Genomic DNA, 18,436 nt, shown 5'->3' with positions numbered 1-18,436 from the left:
ATAGCTATGACAGAATATGCAATTAGACTAAAAGATATCACAAAATCTTATAATATGTACGCAAAACCGTCGGATCGATTTCGTGAAGCACTTAATCCTTTTAAGAAATCCTATCATGATGTGTTTTATGCGTTGAAAAACGTGAATGTAGAAATAAAAAAAGGTGAGATGATCGGTTTCGTTGGAGAAAACGGATCCGGAAAATCTACGATGTTGAAAATCATTACAGGAGTACTGACACCAACATCCGGTACGATGGAAATCGAAGGGAAAATCTCTGCTTTGCTAGAACTAGGTTCAGGATTCAATCCTGAGTATTCTGGCTATGAAAATATCTATTTAAATGGAATGGTACTAGGCTTCTCAAGAGAAGAAGTCGATGAAATGGTCGATGATATCATTGAATTTGCTGACATCGGCGACCATATTTATCAACCTGTAAAAACTTATTCAAGCGGGATGTTCGTTCGTCTAGCTTTTGCTGTAGCAATCAATGTGAATCCTGATATTTTGATTGTGGATGAAGCATTGGCAGTAGGAGACCTTGAATTTCAACTAAAATGTATGGAAAAATTTACAGAAATCAAGAACTCGGGAAAGACGATTTTATTCGTTTCTCATGATATCAGTTCGATTCGCCGTTTTTGTGATCGTTCCTATTGGTTGAAAAACGGAGAAGTCGTCGAATATGGCGATACGATGGAAGTAACGACGAATTATGAAAACTTTTTAAAGAAAAAATCAGTTAAAACAGTGGATCGGAATAAAAACCAAGTAGAACGGTTCGCCGCTCCAGATATCGTCGACGTGACGAAAGCGGAATTGTTGGATAAAGACAAAAATCCGGTAGATATGCTGGAACAAGGAGAAAAACTATACGTTAAAGTAACTTATGAAGTAAAAGATGATACAATCAAAAATCCGGTTTTAGGAATTGCGCTACGAACAGTCGACAATTTTTATGTGTGCGGACTTAATACTCTACTAGATGGTATCAAGATTCCTTGGAAAAAAGGAGAGAATATCTTTTATCTGGAGTATGAAAAGTTAGGTTTGTTAGCTGGTGAATATTATTTTGACGTTGCGGTCTTTGAAGAAAATGCAACGGTTCCTTTGGTATATAAGACAAAGTACATGAACTTGTTTGTCAGCGGTTCTTATATCGGAGAAGGCATCGTGGTCTTAGACCATAAATGGGAAGAAGGGACTCATAGCAATGAAATATGATTTTGAAATGGACCTAGATGAACAAAGCAGTGTGGGGAAAATTGCCGCACAGATCAAACCAGGAAGTAAAGTTTTAGAGTTTGGTCCCGGAAACGGCCGATTAACGAAACATTTAATCGGAGCAAAACAATGTGAAGTGAGCATTGTTGAGTTAGATAAGGAATTGTTCGATTTTGTCAGCGAATTTGCTCAAGATGGATTTTATGGTGATATCGAAAGTTTTGAGTGGGCAAACTATTATGCTGGACAGACATTTGATTACGTCTTGTTTGCGGATGTTTTAGAACATTTGGTAGATCCTGGAAAAACATTGAAGAAAGTCAGAGAATTTTTGAATGAAGAAGGAGAAATCCTGATTACATTCCCTAACTTGGCGCATAATTCTGTCATGATCGATTTGTTCAATAACCAATTGCCGTGGGCTTCTTATGGTCTCTTAGATGAAACCCATAATTCTTTTTATACTCATGATGGCTTCCAAAAAGTTTTTGAAAAAGCGGGATTATTCATTAATATTGAAGATTATTTGTACTTAGCTGTAGGTGATACAGAATTAAAATCAACTTATGAAGAATTGCCGGAAGCTGTACGCTATGATTTCAAAATGCGACCATTTGGTGAAGTCTACCAATACTTTTTCTCATTGATGAAACATCCAGTAGCACAAAGTTCCATTGCACAGCCACAAAATTCTAATTATGTAAAAGTGTTAGAAGTAACCCAGCAAACGAAACAAGATGAAACAATCCAACAAATACCATTCAATAATTTCACAGGGGAAAATGAGACACTAAGTTTCCCCGTATCAGAAACAACGGAAAGAATGGTATTTCGCTTCGCGCAACAACCTAGCTTTATCGAATTCAGCGCAGAAGCTGCTGGAGAAAAACTCACATTTATTGATTCAAATGCTGTAGTCAAAACAGTAAATGATTGTTATTTGTTTGATGGGAAAGAATTACCAGAGTTCGTTCTAACGGATATTTCTGGGAAAGAAGTGACTATCCATTGTCACTATCGCTTTATCGGGGAATTGACACCAACAATGAAAGAATTGTTGGAAACGATTCGTCCCATGGCTGAAGTCACAAAGCAGCTTTCTGAGAAAAATGATGAATTAGAAAGAGAAAATCATCATCTTCTTGAGGAAAATACAAGACTAGTCCATACGTTAAAAACAACCACAAATCGCTATTGCACATTGTTGGAAAGTGATGAATGGACAATCAAACATAGACTAGGACGACGTAAGAAAGAAACATCGAAAAAAATTCAAGAAAAAGAGCTTTCTATATGTATTGACGAGAAAATCTGGGATGCAGAAACAAAAATATTAAAAATTATCGGATGGGGAATCGCTAATTCGGATCGCCAGCCATTGTCCTATAAGTTATCAGCTGACCAATCGCCATTTTTCGAAGCAATTCCTGTTTCACGAGAAGAAGTCAATCAAGCAGAACAGCTCGCAAAAGGAACAGAAGCGGGATTTGAATTACGAATCCTTTGCGAGCAAGAACGTTCATTCTTAGTGGAAGCAGTGGCTCAAAATGGTCAATCATGGATCATTGAAATGTAAATAATGATTAACTTATAAAGATAAGGAGTAAACGAATCGTGCAAAAAAAAGAAATTGCCGTATTTATCGATCAAATCACTCGTGAACGGGCCACTGGCGATTTGCTTATTGTGGGCTGGGCAATTGATGAAGTGACCAAAGAAATCCCTACGATAAAGGTAGAAAAAGAAAATGTGATTGCTGAAGCAACACATGTCGTAAGATTGGATATCAATCATTTATATAATCTTGATGTTAAGACCCAAAGTGGTTTTAAGGTACGTTTATCAGGGAAAATGAGAGGAAAAGCAATCTTAGACTTCCAAACAGCGAGACATCAAAATGGCATAGCTGTGAAATTAAACGGTAAATACCCTTATGATGACGGCATTGAATCTTCATGGGAAAGAAAAAAAAGATTACTGAAAAAAGGGATAAATTATGCAAGGACTCATGGCGTAAAAAAAGCGATCCGCCGAGTCAAATTGGAATTGAAGCCAGGATCGATCGACTATGCAGAATGGATCAGTCGTCATGAGAAACCAGATCTGAAAGAGCAAAGGAAAGAAGCACAAGGATTTGCGTACCGTCCATTGATTTCCATACTTATGCCTGTCTATAACGTTGAAATCAAATGGCTCGAAAAATGCATTGATTCGGTACTGGATCAAACGTATGATCATTGGGAACTATGTATCAGTGATGATGCTTCTACTGATCCAGCTATCCGAAAGTGTCTGGAATCCTATCAAGCAAAAGATGATAGAATCAAAGTCGTTTTCCGACAAGAAAATGGACACATCAGTCTGGCAACTAATTCTGCATTGGAAATGGCAGAAGGAGAGTTTATAGCACTCTTAGATAATGATGATGAATTACCGCCATTTGCATTATATGAAGTGGCAAAAGTGCTAAACGTACATCCAGAACTGGATTTGATCTACAGTGACGAAGATAAAATCGATGCAGATGGCAATCGCTTTGACCCGCACTTCAAAGCAGACTGGTCTCCTGATACATTGATGGGAAATAATTATATCTCTCACTTAGGCGTATATCGAACAAGCATTGTTAAAGAACTTGGCGGTTTCCGTAAAGGCTATGAAGGTTCTCAAGATTATGATTTGGTCCTTCGTGTGACAGAACAAATCCCTGCAGATCATATTTACCACATTGACCGAGTCTTGTATCATTGGCGGACGATCCCAGGGTCAACTGCAAGTAATGGCGAAGCCAAAAGTTATATCTATGATTCCGGAGTGAAAGCATTGACAGATGCCCTGTTTAGAAGGAACATCAAAGGAAGCGTACGTCCTGGCAGAATTTCTGGATTTTATGAGATTACTTATGACGTCTTGCAAGAGGATTTGGTCAGTGTGATCATTCCAACGAAGAATGGCTATGAAGATCTAAAAACTTGTGTGGATTCGATCATCGAAAAAACGTCTTATTCAAATTATGAAATCATTATTGCGGATAATGGAAGTACAGATCCAAAAATGCAAGAATTATTTGCAGAATACAAGCATCAGCTGAAAGATCGCTTTATCGTAGAATTGATTGACATTCCATTCAATTATTCTCGAATCAACAATTTAGCAGCAGAAAAAGCAAACGGCAAATACTTTTTATTCTTGAATAACGATACAGAAGTGATTGAGCCAGATTGGATGACGGCGATGGTTTCTTATGCACAGTTTGATCGAATCGGCTGTGTAGGAGCAAAACTGTTTTATCCAGATGATACAACGCAGCATGCAGGAGTATTATTAGGAATCGGTGGTGTTGCAGGGCATGCATTGAATAACTATGATCGAACACATTGTGGTTATTTCGGCCGATTGGTCATTGACGTCAATTACTTAGCAGTCACTGCAGCTTGTATGATGGTCAAGGCAGCTGACTTCAATGCTGTCAATGGATTTGATGAAACATTAGAAGTAGCATTCAACGATGTTGATTTGTGCTTGAAAGTTTATGAACTGGGTCGTTACAATGTCTATGCACATCAAGCAGAATTGTACCATTTCGAATCTAAATCAAGAGGTTATGAAGATACACCAGAAAAACAAAGACGTTTTGCTGGGGAAATCAAAAAAATGCAAGATAAGTGGCCTTCTTATATTGCTCATGACCCATTTTATAACGATAATCTAACTAAAGAAGGAATCGGCGATTTTTCGTTGAGACCTGATTGATTAAAGAACTGTATTTTCATTTTTATTGATGAAAATACAGTTCTTTTAATTTAATTATATGAATATTGTAACTTGTGACCGAAGAGATGATAGGAAGAACACCCATTCAGTAGGAAGCGTGTGATACGGTTTTTGTACAACTCTCTGTTAGGCAGAAATACACATATAAGCCTACAATAGTTGCCTTTTCTAGTTTCTTTTAATTTCCTTTACAATTTGGTTATTCACTAGGTTTTTAAACTTTGCTATGGTAAGATGATAGAGGCATTATTTTATGGTTAGGAGTGTATATATGAATAAAAATGGGGAGTGGAATGCGGCACGTAGGATATTCATTATCATCATGGATGTACTTGTATTGAATGTGTCGATCTATCTTAGCTTTTTGCTGAAGTTCCAAGGAGAAGTCCCAGCAAGAAACTTAGAGACCTTTCAGCATTCAGCAGTTTTTATTTCCATTATCTTTATTGCGTTGAATATTTTGTTAGGAGCTTATGTATTCTATAACCGAATGATCAGTGATATCGTCTTCATTACTGTTATTGGACAGGTGCTGATAGCATTGGGGATCATGGTGGTTACTTTTGCTGGACGTTGGTTTGCATTTCCGCGTGGCGTCATCGTGCTCTCGTTTATACTTGGCACGATATTACTTAGCGTTTATCGGATAGTCGTTTACAAACTATACTTAAGAGTCAGTCGTGATAAGAAAGTACTTATCGTAGGTTTGGAGAAAGATGTCGCACCAGCGATCCAAAACTTTCAATCTAAGAAAAACAACAAACATAAGGTTGAAGCAGTAGTCATCGACAATTATTACGAAAACACAAAAAAATTGATTGATGACATCGATATTGTCTACTTGGCTTCAAAAATCCCAGAAGATGAAAAAATCAATATTTATCAATTAGTGACTAAAAAAGAGAAAAAGCTATTTTTAAATACAACTTTTGAAAATTTAACGATGATCAATCCGAACATCATGAATTTCGAAGATGAAAGTATCATTGAAGCTTCCGGTTTCAAAATTCAGCCGGAATATGAATTATTCAAACGTCTCTTTGATATCATCGTTTCGCTTATTTTACTGATCCTCGCTTCACCCTTTATGCTAATCACAGCGATTTTGGTAAAAACAACTTCACCTGGACCAATTATTTATAAACAAGTACGTATTACGAAAAATCAAAAGGAATTTTCAATCTATAAATTTCGTTCCATGAGTGCAACAGCTGAAGCAAAATCAGGACCAGTCTTGGCAAAGAGCAATGATGCCCGTGTGACACCAGTAGGCAAATTTATCCGTGCTGTACGTTTTGACGAATTACCTCAAATCTTTAATGTATTGAAAGGCGATATGTCGATCGTCGGACCACGTCCAGAAAGACCATTTTTCGTTGATCAGTTCAATGAAGAAAATCCTTATTATTATTTAAGACACAATGTACGTGCAGGGATTACCGGATATGCACAAGTATACGGAAAATATGTATCAGATTATAATAGTAAACTACGTTTTGATTTGTTATATATCAAAAAGTATTCCTTACTATTAGATTTGAAGATTTTACTTCAAACAATCAAAATCTTATTTGATAAGATGTCCTCACAAGGACTAGATGAAGATGAAAATATCAGTTCATTAGCAGAAATCGACTTTTCACAAGAGAAAATTTATCGCTAAGCTGGAGGAAAGAAATGAAATGAGCCATCCGATATTTAGTATAATTGTTCCAGTTTATAATGCCGAAGACACGATCGTTCATACAATAGAAGTTTTAAAAAATCTGGCATTTGAAGAATATGAAGTGATTTTGGTCAATGATGGGTCAACTGACAAAACAGAGCAGCTGATTCAGTCAGCTATCCAAGGAGATAGTCATTTTCAACTTTTTACAACCGAAAATCAAGGACCTGGACTTGCTCGAAATGAAGGCATCAAGCAATCTACAGGGAAATATGTATTATTTTTCGATGCAGACGATGAGCCAGTCAAGGAAATTTTAGCAGATTATCAGCAGTTGTTTGAACAGTATCCTGAAGCAGATTTGCTTATCAGTTCTTTTACATTCCGCACGCTAAGCGGGGAAGAAATCATTTCGGAAAAGGACTATCTTGTTCCAGAATACCAATATACAAATCATGAACAGTTCGTGGATGATATGTATCATCTAATGAATCAGCAACTGATGTATGTGGTTTGGAACAAATGTTACAAGAGGGAACTCTTGATGGAAAAACAGATTCTATTCAAAAATTACAGCAGTTGTGAAGACCGTATCTTCAATTTGAACTATTATGAACATTGTCAGCAAGTAATATTGAATCCAAGAATCGAGTATATCTATCATTTTGAAGGTGGAAAAGGGATAACCAACCAATACAAACCGAATAAATTTGAAACCTTTAAAGAATTTTATGAATTAGCAAATGTCGTGACAAGTGATAAAGACAAACCAGGTATGGCTTCTCTTCTTTTAAAAGGAATAACCTCTGTCATTTTTTCTATTTATGAGAATTCTGAGCGAACTGCCAAAGAAAAAAGAGAAGAAGCTATGCATATCTTGAATGATCCAGCCATCCAAGAAGCTAAAAAGGTTGCATTGACTGATTCCAGCGCGAAAAAAGTAACAAAATGGCTGTATAATTTGCCAGCTCCTCTCTTATTATCTGCGGTGAAAGCCGGCAGCTTTGTGGAAGTGAAAATGCCAAGCATCATGGCATTGTTGAAGAGAGTTTATTAAAAAAGTCGGAATAAGGGGTTGTGACTGTCTTTTGTCACAACCCTTTTAAAAACAAAAAATAGCTGTTTATCTATCCGTTTTCAGTCAGTAAAGAAAGAACCACTTGCATAAGATTGAAAACCGCCTCTATTTATGAGAAAATAGGGAAGATTAATAAAAGAATGGTTGAGGCAACTATAATGTACAGTACAGATCCTGAATTAAAAAAAATTCAAAAAGTAAATCTCGAAATGGCACAATACTTTGTAGATTTTTGTAAAAGTCACGATTTGTTGTGTTATTTTTGTGGTGGCGGCGCAATCGGAGCAATTCGACATAAAGGTTTTATCCCATGGGATGATGATTTAGATTTTTTCATGCCTAGAAGGGATTATGATCGCTTAGCTGAATTATGGGAAACCGGCCCACAAAAAGATAAATTTGTTTTATTAAGACCAACTCTGACGAATCACGATCGGAACTCCTTTACAACTATCCGTAACGTCCAAACGACCTTTATCAAAACGTATCAGGAAGATTTAGATATCCCTCATGGTATCCAATTAGATATTTTTCCGTTAGATACTGCACCTGAAAAGCAAGCAGAACGGAAAAAGCAAAAGATATGGGCAATGATCTATGCGATTTATCGAAGTCAGCAAGTACCCCAAAACCATGGGAAAGCAATGGAATTAGCTGGAAAGTTATTGTTAAATAGCGTACCCGCAAAAACGAAGTATAAAATATGGAGATATGCTGAAAAGCAGATGACCAAATACAATGATAACCCGACGAATTTCGTTACAGAACTTTGTGTCGGTCCACGATATATGGGAAATGTTTATCCTGCAAAAGACTTTGAATCTGCTGTGTGGGTACCATTCGAAGATACAGAGATGCCAGTACCAATTGGCTATGATCATTATTTAAGTCAAGTTTTTGGCGACTATATGCAGCTTCCACCTGAAAAAGATCAGGTTTCTCACCATGAAGCAGTTTATATTGACCCAGAACATTCATACAAAATGTACAAAGGAAAATATTATTTAACTAAAGGAGCAGAAAAAAAATGATTACAGCTATTATTATTGCCGGCGGTGTCGGTAAACGTATGGGACAAGATATCCCAAAACAGTTCATTACAATTGAAGGTAAACCTATTATTATCTATACTTTAGAATCATTTCAAAAACATCCACAGGTCGATCGGATTTTAGTCGTTTGTAAATCTGGCTGGGAAGAAACGATGTGGGCGTATATCAAAGAATTCAACATTAGCAAAGTCCAATGGGTCATTACAGGGGGATCAAAAGGACAAGAGTCGATCAATAATGGTGTCCAGTTTTTGAAAGATTACTCTGAAGACGATGATACGATCATCATCCATGATGGTATCCGTCCACTAGTAGACGAACTAGTATTGTCAGATGTAATCGTTAAATGTAAAGAATTTGGTAATGGCGTAACCTCTCTACCTTACAATGAACAAATTTTTATCAAGAAAACAGAAGAAACGACGGAACAGTATGTCGATCGTAACACATTGCGGCGTGTCTCAACTCCACAAGCTTATCAATACGGAAAACTACGGGCAGCATATGACCGAGCAGTGAAAGAAGACATTGGTATGACTGATTCTTCCTATACGAATACCATGATGGTAGATTTAGGAGAAACTTTATATTTTGCTGCTGGTTCTGATAAAAATATCAAATTGACAACAACAGATGATCTAGAATTGTTCAAAGCATATTTAAAAATGAAAGACTAGGAGAAAGATGATGACGTTGATTAAACAACCAATGTACCAAAAAGATTTGGCAAAAGTGATCAATCATACACCAAAAATAAAACAGCTACATGGCAAATCCGTTCTGATGATTGGCGCTTCGGGAATGATCGGTTCTTTTTTGATTGATACGTTGATGGCTGCTAATGAACAACTAGACATCAAAATCAAAGTATATGCTATGGGCAGAAACCGTCAGAAGCTTGAAAAAAGGTTTGCCAGTTATCTTTCCTTAGATACTTTCGAAATTGTTGAAGGTGACGTCACAGAACCCTTACCAAAAGAAATTCAAGCTGACTATTTGATACACGGTGCAAGTAACACACATCCTAAGGCTTACGCAACTGATCCAATCGGTACGATCATGACTAATCTTGCAGGTACAGAGCAAGTATTGAAACATGCAGTAGCAACCCAGCCTGAGAGAGTATTATTTTTATCAACGGTAGAAATTTATGGCGAAAATCGAGGCGATATAGAAAAATTCACAGAAGATTACTGCGGGTATATCGATTGTAATACACTGAGAGCAGGCTATCCTGAAGGAAAAAGAGTCAGTGAATCATTATGCCAAGCCTACATCGCAAAACACGACCTCGACATCGTGATTCCAAGGCTTTGCCGTACGTTTGGTCCGACGATGCTTTTATCTGATACGAAAGCATCCTCACAATTTATTTTAAATGCAGTCGAACAAAAGGATATTGTTTTAAAAAGTGAAGGAAATCAGTATTTTTCGTATGTTTATGTTGGAGATGCTGTTTCTGCTATTCTTCATTTACTGCTTGAAGGAGAAAAAGGAGAGGCGTACAATGTTTCTTCAGAAAACTTTGATTTACGACTAAAAGAATTAGCACAACAGCTAGCTGATATCAGCGGCAAACAAGTAATTTTTGAATTGCCGGATGAGATTGAACAAAAAGGTTTTTCAAAAGCTAGCATAGCGATACTTGATAACAAGAAAATCAAAGAAAATGGTTGGTATCCAATATTTGAATTGAAAGAATCATTGATACACACAGTAGAATTAGTTAAAGGTGAGAAGCAAAATGTGTGAGATTAGTATTATTGTTCCTGTTTATAAAGTAGAACCCTATTTAAGAAAATGTGTAGATTCAATCTTAGCACAAACATTTACTGATTTCGAAGTGATATTAGTAGATGACGGTTCTCCCGACAACAGTGGTAAAATATGTGATGAATATGCATCAAAAGACAGTCGTGTCCGTGTCATCCATAAAGAAAACGGAGGATTAAGTAGCGCAAGAAATGCCGGGATTGATGTGGCACGAGGAAAGTATTTAGGTTTTGTTGACAGTGATGATTATATCGAAAAAGATATGTATGAACTTTTGTATGACAACATTGTCAAAGAACAAGCAGATCTTTCTATTTGTGGGATTTACGATATATATGCTGGTAAAAAAGTAAGAGTTCTTCCAGAAGAATATAAAGTATTAGACAAAGTTTCGGCGATGAAGATTGTATTAGAAGCACAATCATTCTCAGTACATGCAGTAAACAAGTTGTATAAAAAAGAATTGTTTAATAAAATTAGATATCCAGAAAATATAATCACAGAAGATGCAGCTGTGATTTTAGATATACTAGAACAAACGAACAAAGTTGTAGCAGATAGTCGACAAAAATATTATTACTTTCATAGAGAGAATAGCATATCTACAAATTATTTTAGTGAAAAAAATATTGATACTATTAATGTATGGAAAAACAATGAAAAATGGATTCTAAGTAAGTATCCTAGCTTATCACAAATTGTTCATACGAGAGTCTGTTGGGCTCATTATATTGTCTTAGATAAAATTTTAGTCAGCAATTCTGAAAACAAATATGAAGGCACTAAAGACATAGTAACCTATTTAAAGAGAAACTATATTTTTGTGTTACGTAATCCCTACTTCACTAAAAACAGAAAAATAGCTGCAACTGTATTGCAGTTGAATGTGAGATTGTATAAGAAACTTGCAATTTTGGAAGATGAGAAATACAAAAGTAAAAATAGTTAGGTGAGTGTGTAAAAAATGGATTCTGTTAAGTTTCATAAATACTCAGAATATAGTAAAAAAGGGTTTATTTTAATATTTGGGATAGCACTGATTATTCGTATCATCAATTACTACAGTCTGATTCCCTCAAAATATGATACCTTGCTGTTTACACTGATTACGGTATGGGCAGCATTAATTACTGCAGTAGATATATTTACTAAGAATTTTAGCTTGAAAAAAGCAGATTACCTGCTTCTAGCTTTCATACTAGCCATACTATTATCCACATTTTTAAACGGTCCTGCCGGAATCGTCGATAATATCAAGTTAGTAATTTGGCAGTTTATTTATCTCTTTGTGGTTTTTCGTATAGGTAGGGAGGACCATTTCAAACAAATCATTCCTATGTTTGAAAAAATATTGCTTGCTTGTTGGAATCTCTTAGCTCTTATCTCTTTAGGAATGTTTGCGTTAAATTATTCCTACGTACAGGAGTTAGATAAATTCTATAATGGGTTTAGAGCAGGATTTGTCGAGAACCGTTTGTATGGTGTTTTTTCTGACCCTAATTTTGCCGGTGCAACTTCTGTAGCAGTTATTTTTCTTGCTGTAAAGCTATTAATGACGAATAAAAACAAAATGGCAAAAATATATAGCATAGTTACGATCCTTCTTCAATTTGCTTACATCATTTTGTCTGGATCAAGAACAGCAGAGATTGCTTTGGTATTGTGTGCTTATTTTGCTATCTTCTTTATTGTCTATAACCGATTTGGGAAGACGATTGCTTCTAAATTATTATTGGCAGTAATCTGTGGGATTATTGGAACTGGAGCTGTTTTAGGAATTGCTGAAGCAGGGAAATATGCTGCCCCTAAATTGATCAATATAACAGCAAGATATGTTCCTAGAAAGTCTGAAAGTCCGGATAAAGATCAGAATTCTATCAGTTTAAAACGGGATGATGTTGTAAATAAGGACGATGTATCTAATAATCGTTTTGCTTTATGGAAAAGTTCGTTTGAGATTTTTCAAAGTAGTCCGCTTGTCGGGAGTTCACCTCGTAATTTGGTTAATTATGCTCAAAAAGAATTACCGAATACGTTCATTGCAACAAAAAAACAAACTTCCCATAATTTTATCTTCTATTTATTAGCAACAACAGGTCTGTTAGGGACTATACCGCTATTTGTATTTCTTGGAATTAAGATTTGGAATACATTGCGACAACTATTTATGCGTACTATAAAAGACTACGATTCGTATGTATTAAATACCATGGCAGTACTTGCAATTTTGATTTCAGCTATGTTTTTAACAGAACTCGTTTTAGTAAATAAAATAGGAAGTTTTATTTTCTGGTTGTATTTAGGCGGAATTTCTGCATTTGAATACACTAAAGTAAAAGGTGAGTGAATAATAAAATGGAAAAACTAACGAATGAAGATATCCAGCGTATAAGCGTAGATATCTTAGTATATATTGACAAATTATGTAGAGAACACAATATTGATTATTCTATCTTTTACGGGAGTCTGATTGGTGTTGAACGACATAAGGGATATATTCCGTGGGATGATGATTTAGACATCGTCTTAACAAGGCCCAACTATGAACGACTACTTGAGTTGCTTAAAAAACAAGAAGACTATCTTCTTTTAAGCCCGGAAAATACTGATAATTATCGCTATACTTTTGCTAAGTTAATAGATAAACGCACAAAAGCAGTAAGTAAACAATATTATAGTAGTGAAGACAAAAATATGGGGGTTTTTGTTGATATCTTCCCCATTGATGGGTTCCCAACAGATTTGAATGAGCGTAAAAAATTTGGTGAACTTTGTGAATTATATCGAGCGAATATGGTTTTTTCTTTGAATCACTCTTATGCTATTTCACGTTCTTGGCTGAAAGCTAAAGCTAAAAGAATTTTATACTACCCAAAATATCGTAAATTACTTCGCCAAGGGGATTATAACTACTGGAAAAATAAATATGAATCTCTAGTAACAAAATATCCGTTTGAAGAAGCAGAATTTTGTGGATATATGGAATTCATTAATGAAAAATGGGGAGTATTTCCAACGGATTGGTTCAAAGAATATGAAGATGTAGAATTTGAAGGACATAAATTTAGGGCAATTAAAGATAGAAAAAAATTCTTAACTTTAAGATATAACAACTATATGGAACTTCCACCAGAAGATGAACAAGTTACACATCATCCATATCAATTTTACAAAATATAGGAATGATAAAAAATGATTAATTACAAGAATATCATGATTGTTACGTTAGACAAAAAATCTGTTCTTTATTCTACGGAAGCAATGGATTTAGGAATTGATGTTAATAGTTATTTTAAAAAGAGGAATTTTTTTATTAAATGTTTAAATCATATTGATAAATCCTTAAATACAACATATTCTAGTGTTGCTTACGGTGATTGGAAAAAAAGATTAGGCGACGTAGAATTATTAATACTAAATTCACATTTTTTTTCAAAATCAGTTATCAAGTATGTAAATAAACATTATCCACATGTTCGTATTATTATTTGGTATAGTAATCCTGTTTCAGTAGATACACCTATTGACTTCTTTGATGGACTAAATTGCGAAATCTGGTCATTTGATAAAAAAGATGTTGAAGAATTCTCTTTAAACTATAATAATCAATTTATCGATACTAGCAAACTAAAAATTACTTCACACGAAAAAAAATATGTAAAAGATATTTGTTTTATTGGAGTTGATAAAGGACGTTTGTCATATCTACAAGAACTAAAAGTTTTTTTTGAAAAATTAGAGTTAAATTCAATGATTTATGTGGTGGATTCCAATCGTAATTCTTCAACTACGTATAATTATGAAACTCCTTTAAGTTATGAGAAGCTAATAAACTATGAAGGAAATTCGAAAGCGATATTAGATATTGTTCAAGAAAATCAAACAGGACTGTCTCTTAGACCTATTGAGTCGATTTTTTTGGGAGTAAAATTAATAACCAATAATAATATGGTAAAATATCAGGATTTCTATAATGAGCAGAATTGTTTTTTACTAACAGAACGACCTTTATCTGAACTAAAACAATTTTTAAATACCCCATATATTCCGGTACCAGATAAAATATTAGAAAAATACACTCTAAAGAATTGGATCAACAACTTTATACGATTTGATTCAGATAAATGATTATAGTTTTTTAGAAAGATGATGTGATAAAACTTGAACACGAAGGCAAAAATGGTTTTTCGTAACTTATATTATACGGTTGGAGCAAATTTCATAACTTTAGCAATTTCCGTACTATTGAATTTATTTGTGCCTAAATTGCTTGGAGTAAGGGAATATAGTTACTGGCAACTGTATGTGTTTTATTCTTCTTATGTTGGTTTTTTGCATTTAGGATGGATAGATGGTATCTATTTAAAAATTGGCGGTGAAGAATATGAAAATCTAGATAAAGATAATCTAGGCTCGCAGTTTTGGTATTTATGCCTTTTTGAGACCCTATTATCTGTAGGTGTTATTATCTTTAGTCAGTTCTTCATGCCTCCATCGTATAAGAAAATGATTTTGACTTTAACAGCAGTAGTTTCTGTTATTACGATAATGAAAACATTTATATTATATGTATTACAATCAACAAACAGAATAAAAGAGTATGCTCAATTATCTCGTGGCGACAGATATTTATATGTAATAATGATAGGAATTTATTTTTTTATAGGCGGACGAAACTTTTTTTGGCTGATTATATTAGATATCATTTCAAAACTAATCATCACTTTATGGGGAATGATGCAAATTTCTGATATGGTTTGGCAAAGAAATATACTTAAATTTAAATCTGTTTTAAGAGAAATTGTTGATAATATCAATATTGGTAGTAAATTGATGTTATCAAGTATTGCAGGTATGCTTATTATTGGTTCAATTCGTTTTTTTGTAGAACAAAGATGGACAATTGAAATTTTCGGTAAACTATCTTTTACTTTGAGTATCTCTAATATGTTTTTGACGTTTATTAATGCAATAGGTATAGTAATGTTTCCACTGCTACGTCGTTCGAATAAAGAGAAACTTCCATGGTTATTTAAAACAATAAGAGATTTGTTTGTACCAATTACGTATAGTTTTTTAATTTTTTATGTTCCAGCTAGATATATTTTAAGCATGTGGTTACCAGAATATGCTGATAGTCTTCAATATATGGGAATTCTATTTCCTATTGTTATTTACGAGGGAAGAATGTCTTTATTGATAAATACCTATTTAAAAACAATACGTAAGGAAAAAACAATTTTGTTTGTAAATATACTTACTTTATCATTAACATTGTTGTTTGCTATAGTTATTATTTTCTTAGTTGGAAATATAATGCTTGCAGTAGGACTAATTTTATTTAGTTTAGCATTAAGATGTAATCTTGCAGAATTTTTCTTATGCAAATACTTAGATGTAAAAGTAGGAAGTAAAATTATATTAGAAACCGTATTAACAATCTTGTTTATTATTGGTAACATAGTATTCAACGGTGGGTTCTTAAGTATGGTTGTTTATTTAATTAGTTTTTTAGTATATATATTTATTATTAGAAAAAATTTGGTAAAAAGTGCCAAAGAATTTTGGCATCTAATGAAAGCCGATAATTAGTTTGATATTTAAGTTAATAGAAAATAAATATGTGCAATTGGAGTGAAACTTGTGGATACTATATTGATTACTGGCGGAGCTGGTTTTATCGGTTCAACGCTAGCGAATTATTTGGGAAAAGAAAACAAAATCGTAGTAGTCGACGATTTATCAATGGGAAAAAAAGAAAACTTGGATATGGATAAACAAGTGACTTTCATTGAGGGGAATGTATCAGATCCTCAATTGATGGAAAGAATCATGAAAGAATATCAGTTTGCCTATATTTTTCATCTAGCTGCTGTAGCTAGTGTGGCAGATTCTGTAGAACGGCCTGTAGAAACACATCGTGTAAATTTTGACAGTGCGCTTTTATTGCTTGAATTAGCACGGAAATATCAATCTGATTTAAAACGATTAGTATTTAGTTCATCAGCTGCAGTTTATGGTGATGAACCAACACTGCCAAAAAAAGAACAATCGGTCATCCGTCCTTTAACACCATATGCTATCGATAAATTTGCAGCAGAGCAGTATTTTTTAGATTATCATCATTTGTATGATGTTCCAACAAGTGCTGTCCGATTTTTTAACGTTTATGGTCCAAATCAAAATCCGAACTCTCCATATAGCGGAGTCATTTCGATTCTAGTGGACCGATACAAAAAACAATTGGTAGGAGAAAAAGCAGAATTTACTTTATTTGGTGATGGGAGCCAATCTAGAGACTTCGTTTATATAGAAGATGTTATACAAGCACTTTTACTTGTTGCCAAGGAAGAAAAAGCTTTAGGACAGCAATTCAATGTCGGTACAGGAAAAAGCACTACGCTACTTGAATTGATTCATTCAATTGATCAAATCTTAGGAACTGAGCTAGCGCTTAAATATGAAGCGGAGCGTTCAGGGGATATTCGTGATTCTTTAGCAGATATTTCAAAAATTCGTTCTTTAGGCTATCAGCCTAAATTTGATATATTGAGCGGAATGGAACGGTATTTAAAGTCAGAAATCAACTAAAACAAAAACCAGCAAGATGCTGGTTTTTTTGTTTCGACTTAGCTTTTTAAATTAACACCTTCCATCAGTTCATAAATCTGATTTCTTAAATCAGTGGCCGGCAATTTGATGTTCTTATCCGATTGGATATTACTTTCCATGACGATTGCATCTTTAGTGTCTTTTTTCATCGCTACTACTGCATGGAATCGATTGATATTTCCCTGAGCAAGGATATAATCATTTCCACTGTAAACACCGCCGCTGTAAGGATGTTTATCACCATTATTTTGCCACAAGGAGAAAAGTAGTTCTTTTGGTATGATACCGCCAGAAAGAATACTGGTAAAGAATTTGTTCAAGTCATAAACAGACATACTTATGTTTCCTGTGCCTAATTCATTTCGGATGTCGGTTTCAGGTTCGATCAATGCTTTTGAATAATCGTCAGTTGCAGACATCTGGTAAGATACAGCATGTTGAGGCGAATTTTTTACATTGTCATAAAAATCTGTATGTTCTAGATGGAGAGGACGAATGATTTCTTTCTTTAGAAGAGTTTCATAAGGCTGATTCGTTAGTTTGATCAATATCCCTGTAAGCAATGTATAATTCAATGGTTCATAATGATACGTATCATAATCAGTAAGTTTCAAATGATGTAGGGCGAACTGAATGATTTCACTATCCGACATAGGTTTGTCGGGAGAAGCAGTTCGATGAAGACCAGAGCGCATATAAAGCATATTTTTGATTGTGATTTGCTGACTTCCAGGAACCTGAGGATAAAATTCAGCTAACTTTGTGTCAAAAGTTAACTTACCAGCTTGGATTTGTTTTAATATCAGTAAAGCAGTCATTGCTTTTTGAATCGAACCGATTTGATAGTAAATAGAAGGTGAATTCGGTTCTTTTATGCGCAGATTTGCGTATCCATATCCTTTTTCTAATAGTACGCGATTATTTTTGCGTACATAAATCGAACCGATATAATCTGATTTTTGCAGTAATTGATCAATTTTGCTAGCAAGCATCTGCTCATCGGGCGTTAAATTGGAAGTAAGTTGTGCTGGCCCCGTTTCATAAGTTTGGGACTGAGGTATTTTTGTTAATTGACCTCCTATAATGATGCCTGTTGAAAAGAAGCTGACAGACAATAATAAAATTACAAGAAAAGAAATAGAAATTTTTTGTTTTTTTCGATGTTTTCCTTTTGACATGTTAATTCCTTTCTATCCATTTTTAACTATTTTTCATTGTAATCCTCAAAAAGAGTATTTGCCACTTACAATTTGA

15 protein-coding genes are annotated in these 18,436 nt (G+C 34.4%); 14 read left to right on the top strand and 1 reads right to left on the bottom strand.

Annotation, left to right across the window (positions count from 1 at the left end):
* Positions 1-6 precede the first annotated feature (6 nt).
* From ESP02_RS00075 to ESP02_RS00010, 14 genes are all read left to right on the top strand, one after another.
* Positions 7-1,227, top strand: coding sequence for an ABC transporter ATP-binding protein (locus ESP02_RS00075; RefSeq protein WP_002289079.1), 1,221 nt, complete (start codon positions 7-9; stop codon positions 1,225-1,227).
* Positions 1,217-2,803, top strand: coding sequence for a bifunctional 2-polyprenyl-6-hydroxyphenol methylase/3-demethylubiquinol 3-O-methyltransferase UbiG (locus ESP02_RS00070; RefSeq protein WP_002375224.1), 1,587 nt, complete (start codon positions 1,217-1,219; stop codon positions 2,801-2,803). The genes ESP02_RS00075 and ESP02_RS00070 overlap by 11 nt, the downstream gene beginning before the upstream one ends.
* A 38-nt stretch (positions 2,804-2,841) precedes the next feature.
* Positions 2,842-4,980: a glycosyltransferase family 2 protein gene (locus ESP02_RS00065; protein WP_038398976.1), complete on the top strand. Its 2,139-nt coding sequence runs from the start codon at positions 2,842-2,844 to the stop codon at positions 4,978-4,980.
* A 292-nt stretch (positions 4,981-5,272) separates the two neighbouring features.
* Positions 5,273-6,664, top strand: a complete 1,392-nt coding sequence (locus tag ESP02_RS00060) for a sugar transferase (protein ID WP_002322621.1) — start codon at positions 5,273-5,275, stop codon at positions 6,662-6,664.
* 19 nt (positions 6,665-6,683) lie between these two features.
* On the top strand, positions 6,684-7,724 hold the full coding sequence (locus tag ESP02_RS00055; RefSeq protein WP_038398974.1) for a glycosyltransferase family A protein: 1,041 nt from the start codon (positions 6,684-6,686) through the stop codon (positions 7,722-7,724).
* A 179-nt stretch (positions 7,725-7,903) separates the two neighbouring features.
* A complete protein-coding gene (locus tag ESP02_RS00050; RefSeq protein WP_010733399.1) occupies positions 7,904-8,776 on the top strand; it encodes a phosphorylcholine transferase LicD in 873 nt (290 codons plus the stop codon).
* The gene (locus tag ESP02_RS00045) at positions 8,773-9,474 is read left to right on the top strand and encodes a 2-C-methyl-D-erythritol 4-phosphate cytidylyltransferase (protein ID WP_002310302.1); all 702 of its coding nucleotides are present in this window, start codon (positions 8,773-8,775) and stop codon (positions 9,472-9,474) included. Before ESP02_RS00050 ends, ESP02_RS00045 begins: the two co-directional genes overlap by 4 nt.
* 7 nt (positions 9,475-9,481) lie before the next feature.
* Complete coding sequence (locus ESP02_RS00040) at positions 9,482-10,549, top strand: NAD-dependent epimerase/dehydratase family protein (protein ID WP_080283912.1); 1,068 nt, start codon at positions 9,482-9,484, stop codon at positions 10,547-10,549.
* The gene (locus ESP02_RS00035) at positions 10,542-11,519 is read left to right on the top strand and encodes a glycosyltransferase family 2 protein (RefSeq protein ID WP_038398972.1); all 978 of its coding nucleotides are present in this window, start codon (positions 10,542-10,544) and stop codon (positions 11,517-11,519) included. Before ESP02_RS00040 ends, ESP02_RS00035 begins: the two co-directional genes overlap by 8 nt.
* A gap of 15 nt (positions 11,520-11,534) precedes the next feature.
* Positions 11,535-12,917, top strand: coding sequence for an O-antigen ligase (locus ESP02_RS00030; protein ID WP_038398971.1), 1,383 nt, complete (start codon positions 11,535-11,537; stop codon positions 12,915-12,917).
* 8 nt (positions 12,918-12,925) lie between these two features.
* A complete protein-coding gene (locus ESP02_RS00025) occupies positions 12,926-13,750 on the top strand; it encodes a phosphorylcholine transferase LicD (protein WP_038398969.1) in 825 nt (274 codons plus the stop codon).
* A gap of 12 nt (positions 13,751-13,762) precedes the next feature.
* Positions 13,763-14,698, top strand: a complete 936-nt coding sequence (locus ESP02_RS00020) for a hypothetical protein (RefSeq protein ID WP_038398967.1) — start codon at positions 13,763-13,765, stop codon at positions 14,696-14,698.
* A 33-nt stretch (positions 14,699-14,731) separates the two neighbouring features.
* Entirely contained in the window at positions 14,732-16,162 is a 1,431-nt protein-coding gene (locus ESP02_RS00015) for a lipopolysaccharide biosynthesis protein (protein WP_038398966.1), read from the top strand.
* Between the two features lie 51 nt (positions 16,163-16,213).
* Positions 16,214-17,161, top strand: a complete 948-nt coding sequence (locus ESP02_RS00010) for an NAD-dependent epimerase/dehydratase family protein (RefSeq protein WP_146925954.1) — start codon at positions 16,214-16,216, stop codon at positions 17,159-17,161.
* A 38-nt stretch (positions 17,162-17,199) separates the two neighbouring features.
* Here ESP02_RS00010 and ESP02_RS00005 read toward each other — a convergent pair whose 3' ends face one another.
* Positions 17,200-18,360, bottom strand: a complete 1,161-nt coding sequence (locus ESP02_RS00005) for a serine hydrolase (RefSeq protein WP_038398962.1) — start codon at positions 18,358-18,360, stop codon at positions 17,200-17,202.
* Positions 18,361-18,436 lie beyond the last annotated feature (76 nt).

Origin of the sequence: Enterococcus sp. NBRC 3427 (genome assembly GCF_007996925.1) — a bacterium.
GTDB lineage: Bacteria > Bacillota > Bacilli > Lactobacillales > Enterococcaceae > Enterococcus_B > Enterococcus_B lactis.
Note: the sequence above shows the minus strand (reverse complement) of the source record. Positions and strands in the feature narration are given on the sequence as shown.

What these genes read in the sequence shown, in the direction of transcription:
- ESP02_RS00040 (WP_080283912.1), top strand. Translation starts at nt 9,482, where the DNA reads ATGATGACGTTGATTAAACAACCAATGTACCAAAAAGATTTGGCAAAA.
- ESP02_RS00045 (WP_002310302.1), top strand. Translation starts at nt 8,773, where the DNA reads ATGATTACAGCTATTATTATTGCCGGCGGTGTCGGTAAACGTATGGGA.
- ESP02_RS00025 (WP_038398969.1), top strand. Translation starts at nt 12,926, where the DNA reads ATGGAAAAACTAACGAATGAAGATATCCAGCGTATAAGCGTAGATATC.
- ESP02_RS00055 (WP_038398974.1), top strand. Translation starts at nt 6,684, where the DNA reads ATGAGCCATCCGATATTTAGTATAATTGTTCCAGTTTATAATGCCGAA.
- ESP02_RS00060 (WP_002322621.1), top strand. Translation starts at nt 5,273, where the DNA reads ATGAATAAAAATGGGGAGTGGAATGCGGCACGTAGGATATTCATTATC.
- ESP02_RS00020 (WP_038398967.1), top strand. Translation starts at nt 13,763, where the DNA reads ATGATTAATTACAAGAATATCATGATTGTTACGTTAGACAAAAAATCT.
- ESP02_RS00070 (WP_002375224.1), top strand. Translation starts at nt 1,217, where the DNA reads ATGAAATATGATTTTGAAATGGACCTAGATGAACAAAGCAGTGTGGGG.
- ESP02_RS00075 (WP_002289079.1), top strand. Translation starts at nt 7, where the DNA reads ATGACAGAATATGCAATTAGACTAAAAGATATCACAAAATCTTATAAT.
- ESP02_RS00005 (WP_038398962.1), bottom strand. Translation starts at nt 18,360, where the DNA reads ATGTCAAAAGGAAAACATCGAAAAAAACAAAAAATTTCTATTTCTTTT.
- ESP02_RS00030 (WP_038398971.1), top strand. Translation starts at nt 11,535, where the DNA reads ATGGATTCTGTTAAGTTTCATAAATACTCAGAATATAGTAAAAAAGGG.
- ESP02_RS00035 (WP_038398972.1), top strand. Translation starts at nt 10,542, where the DNA reads ATGTGTGAGATTAGTATTATTGTTCCTGTTTATAAAGTAGAACCCTAT.
- ESP02_RS00050 (WP_010733399.1), top strand. Translation starts at nt 7,904, where the DNA reads ATGTACAGTACAGATCCTGAATTAAAAAAAATTCAAAAAGTAAATCTC.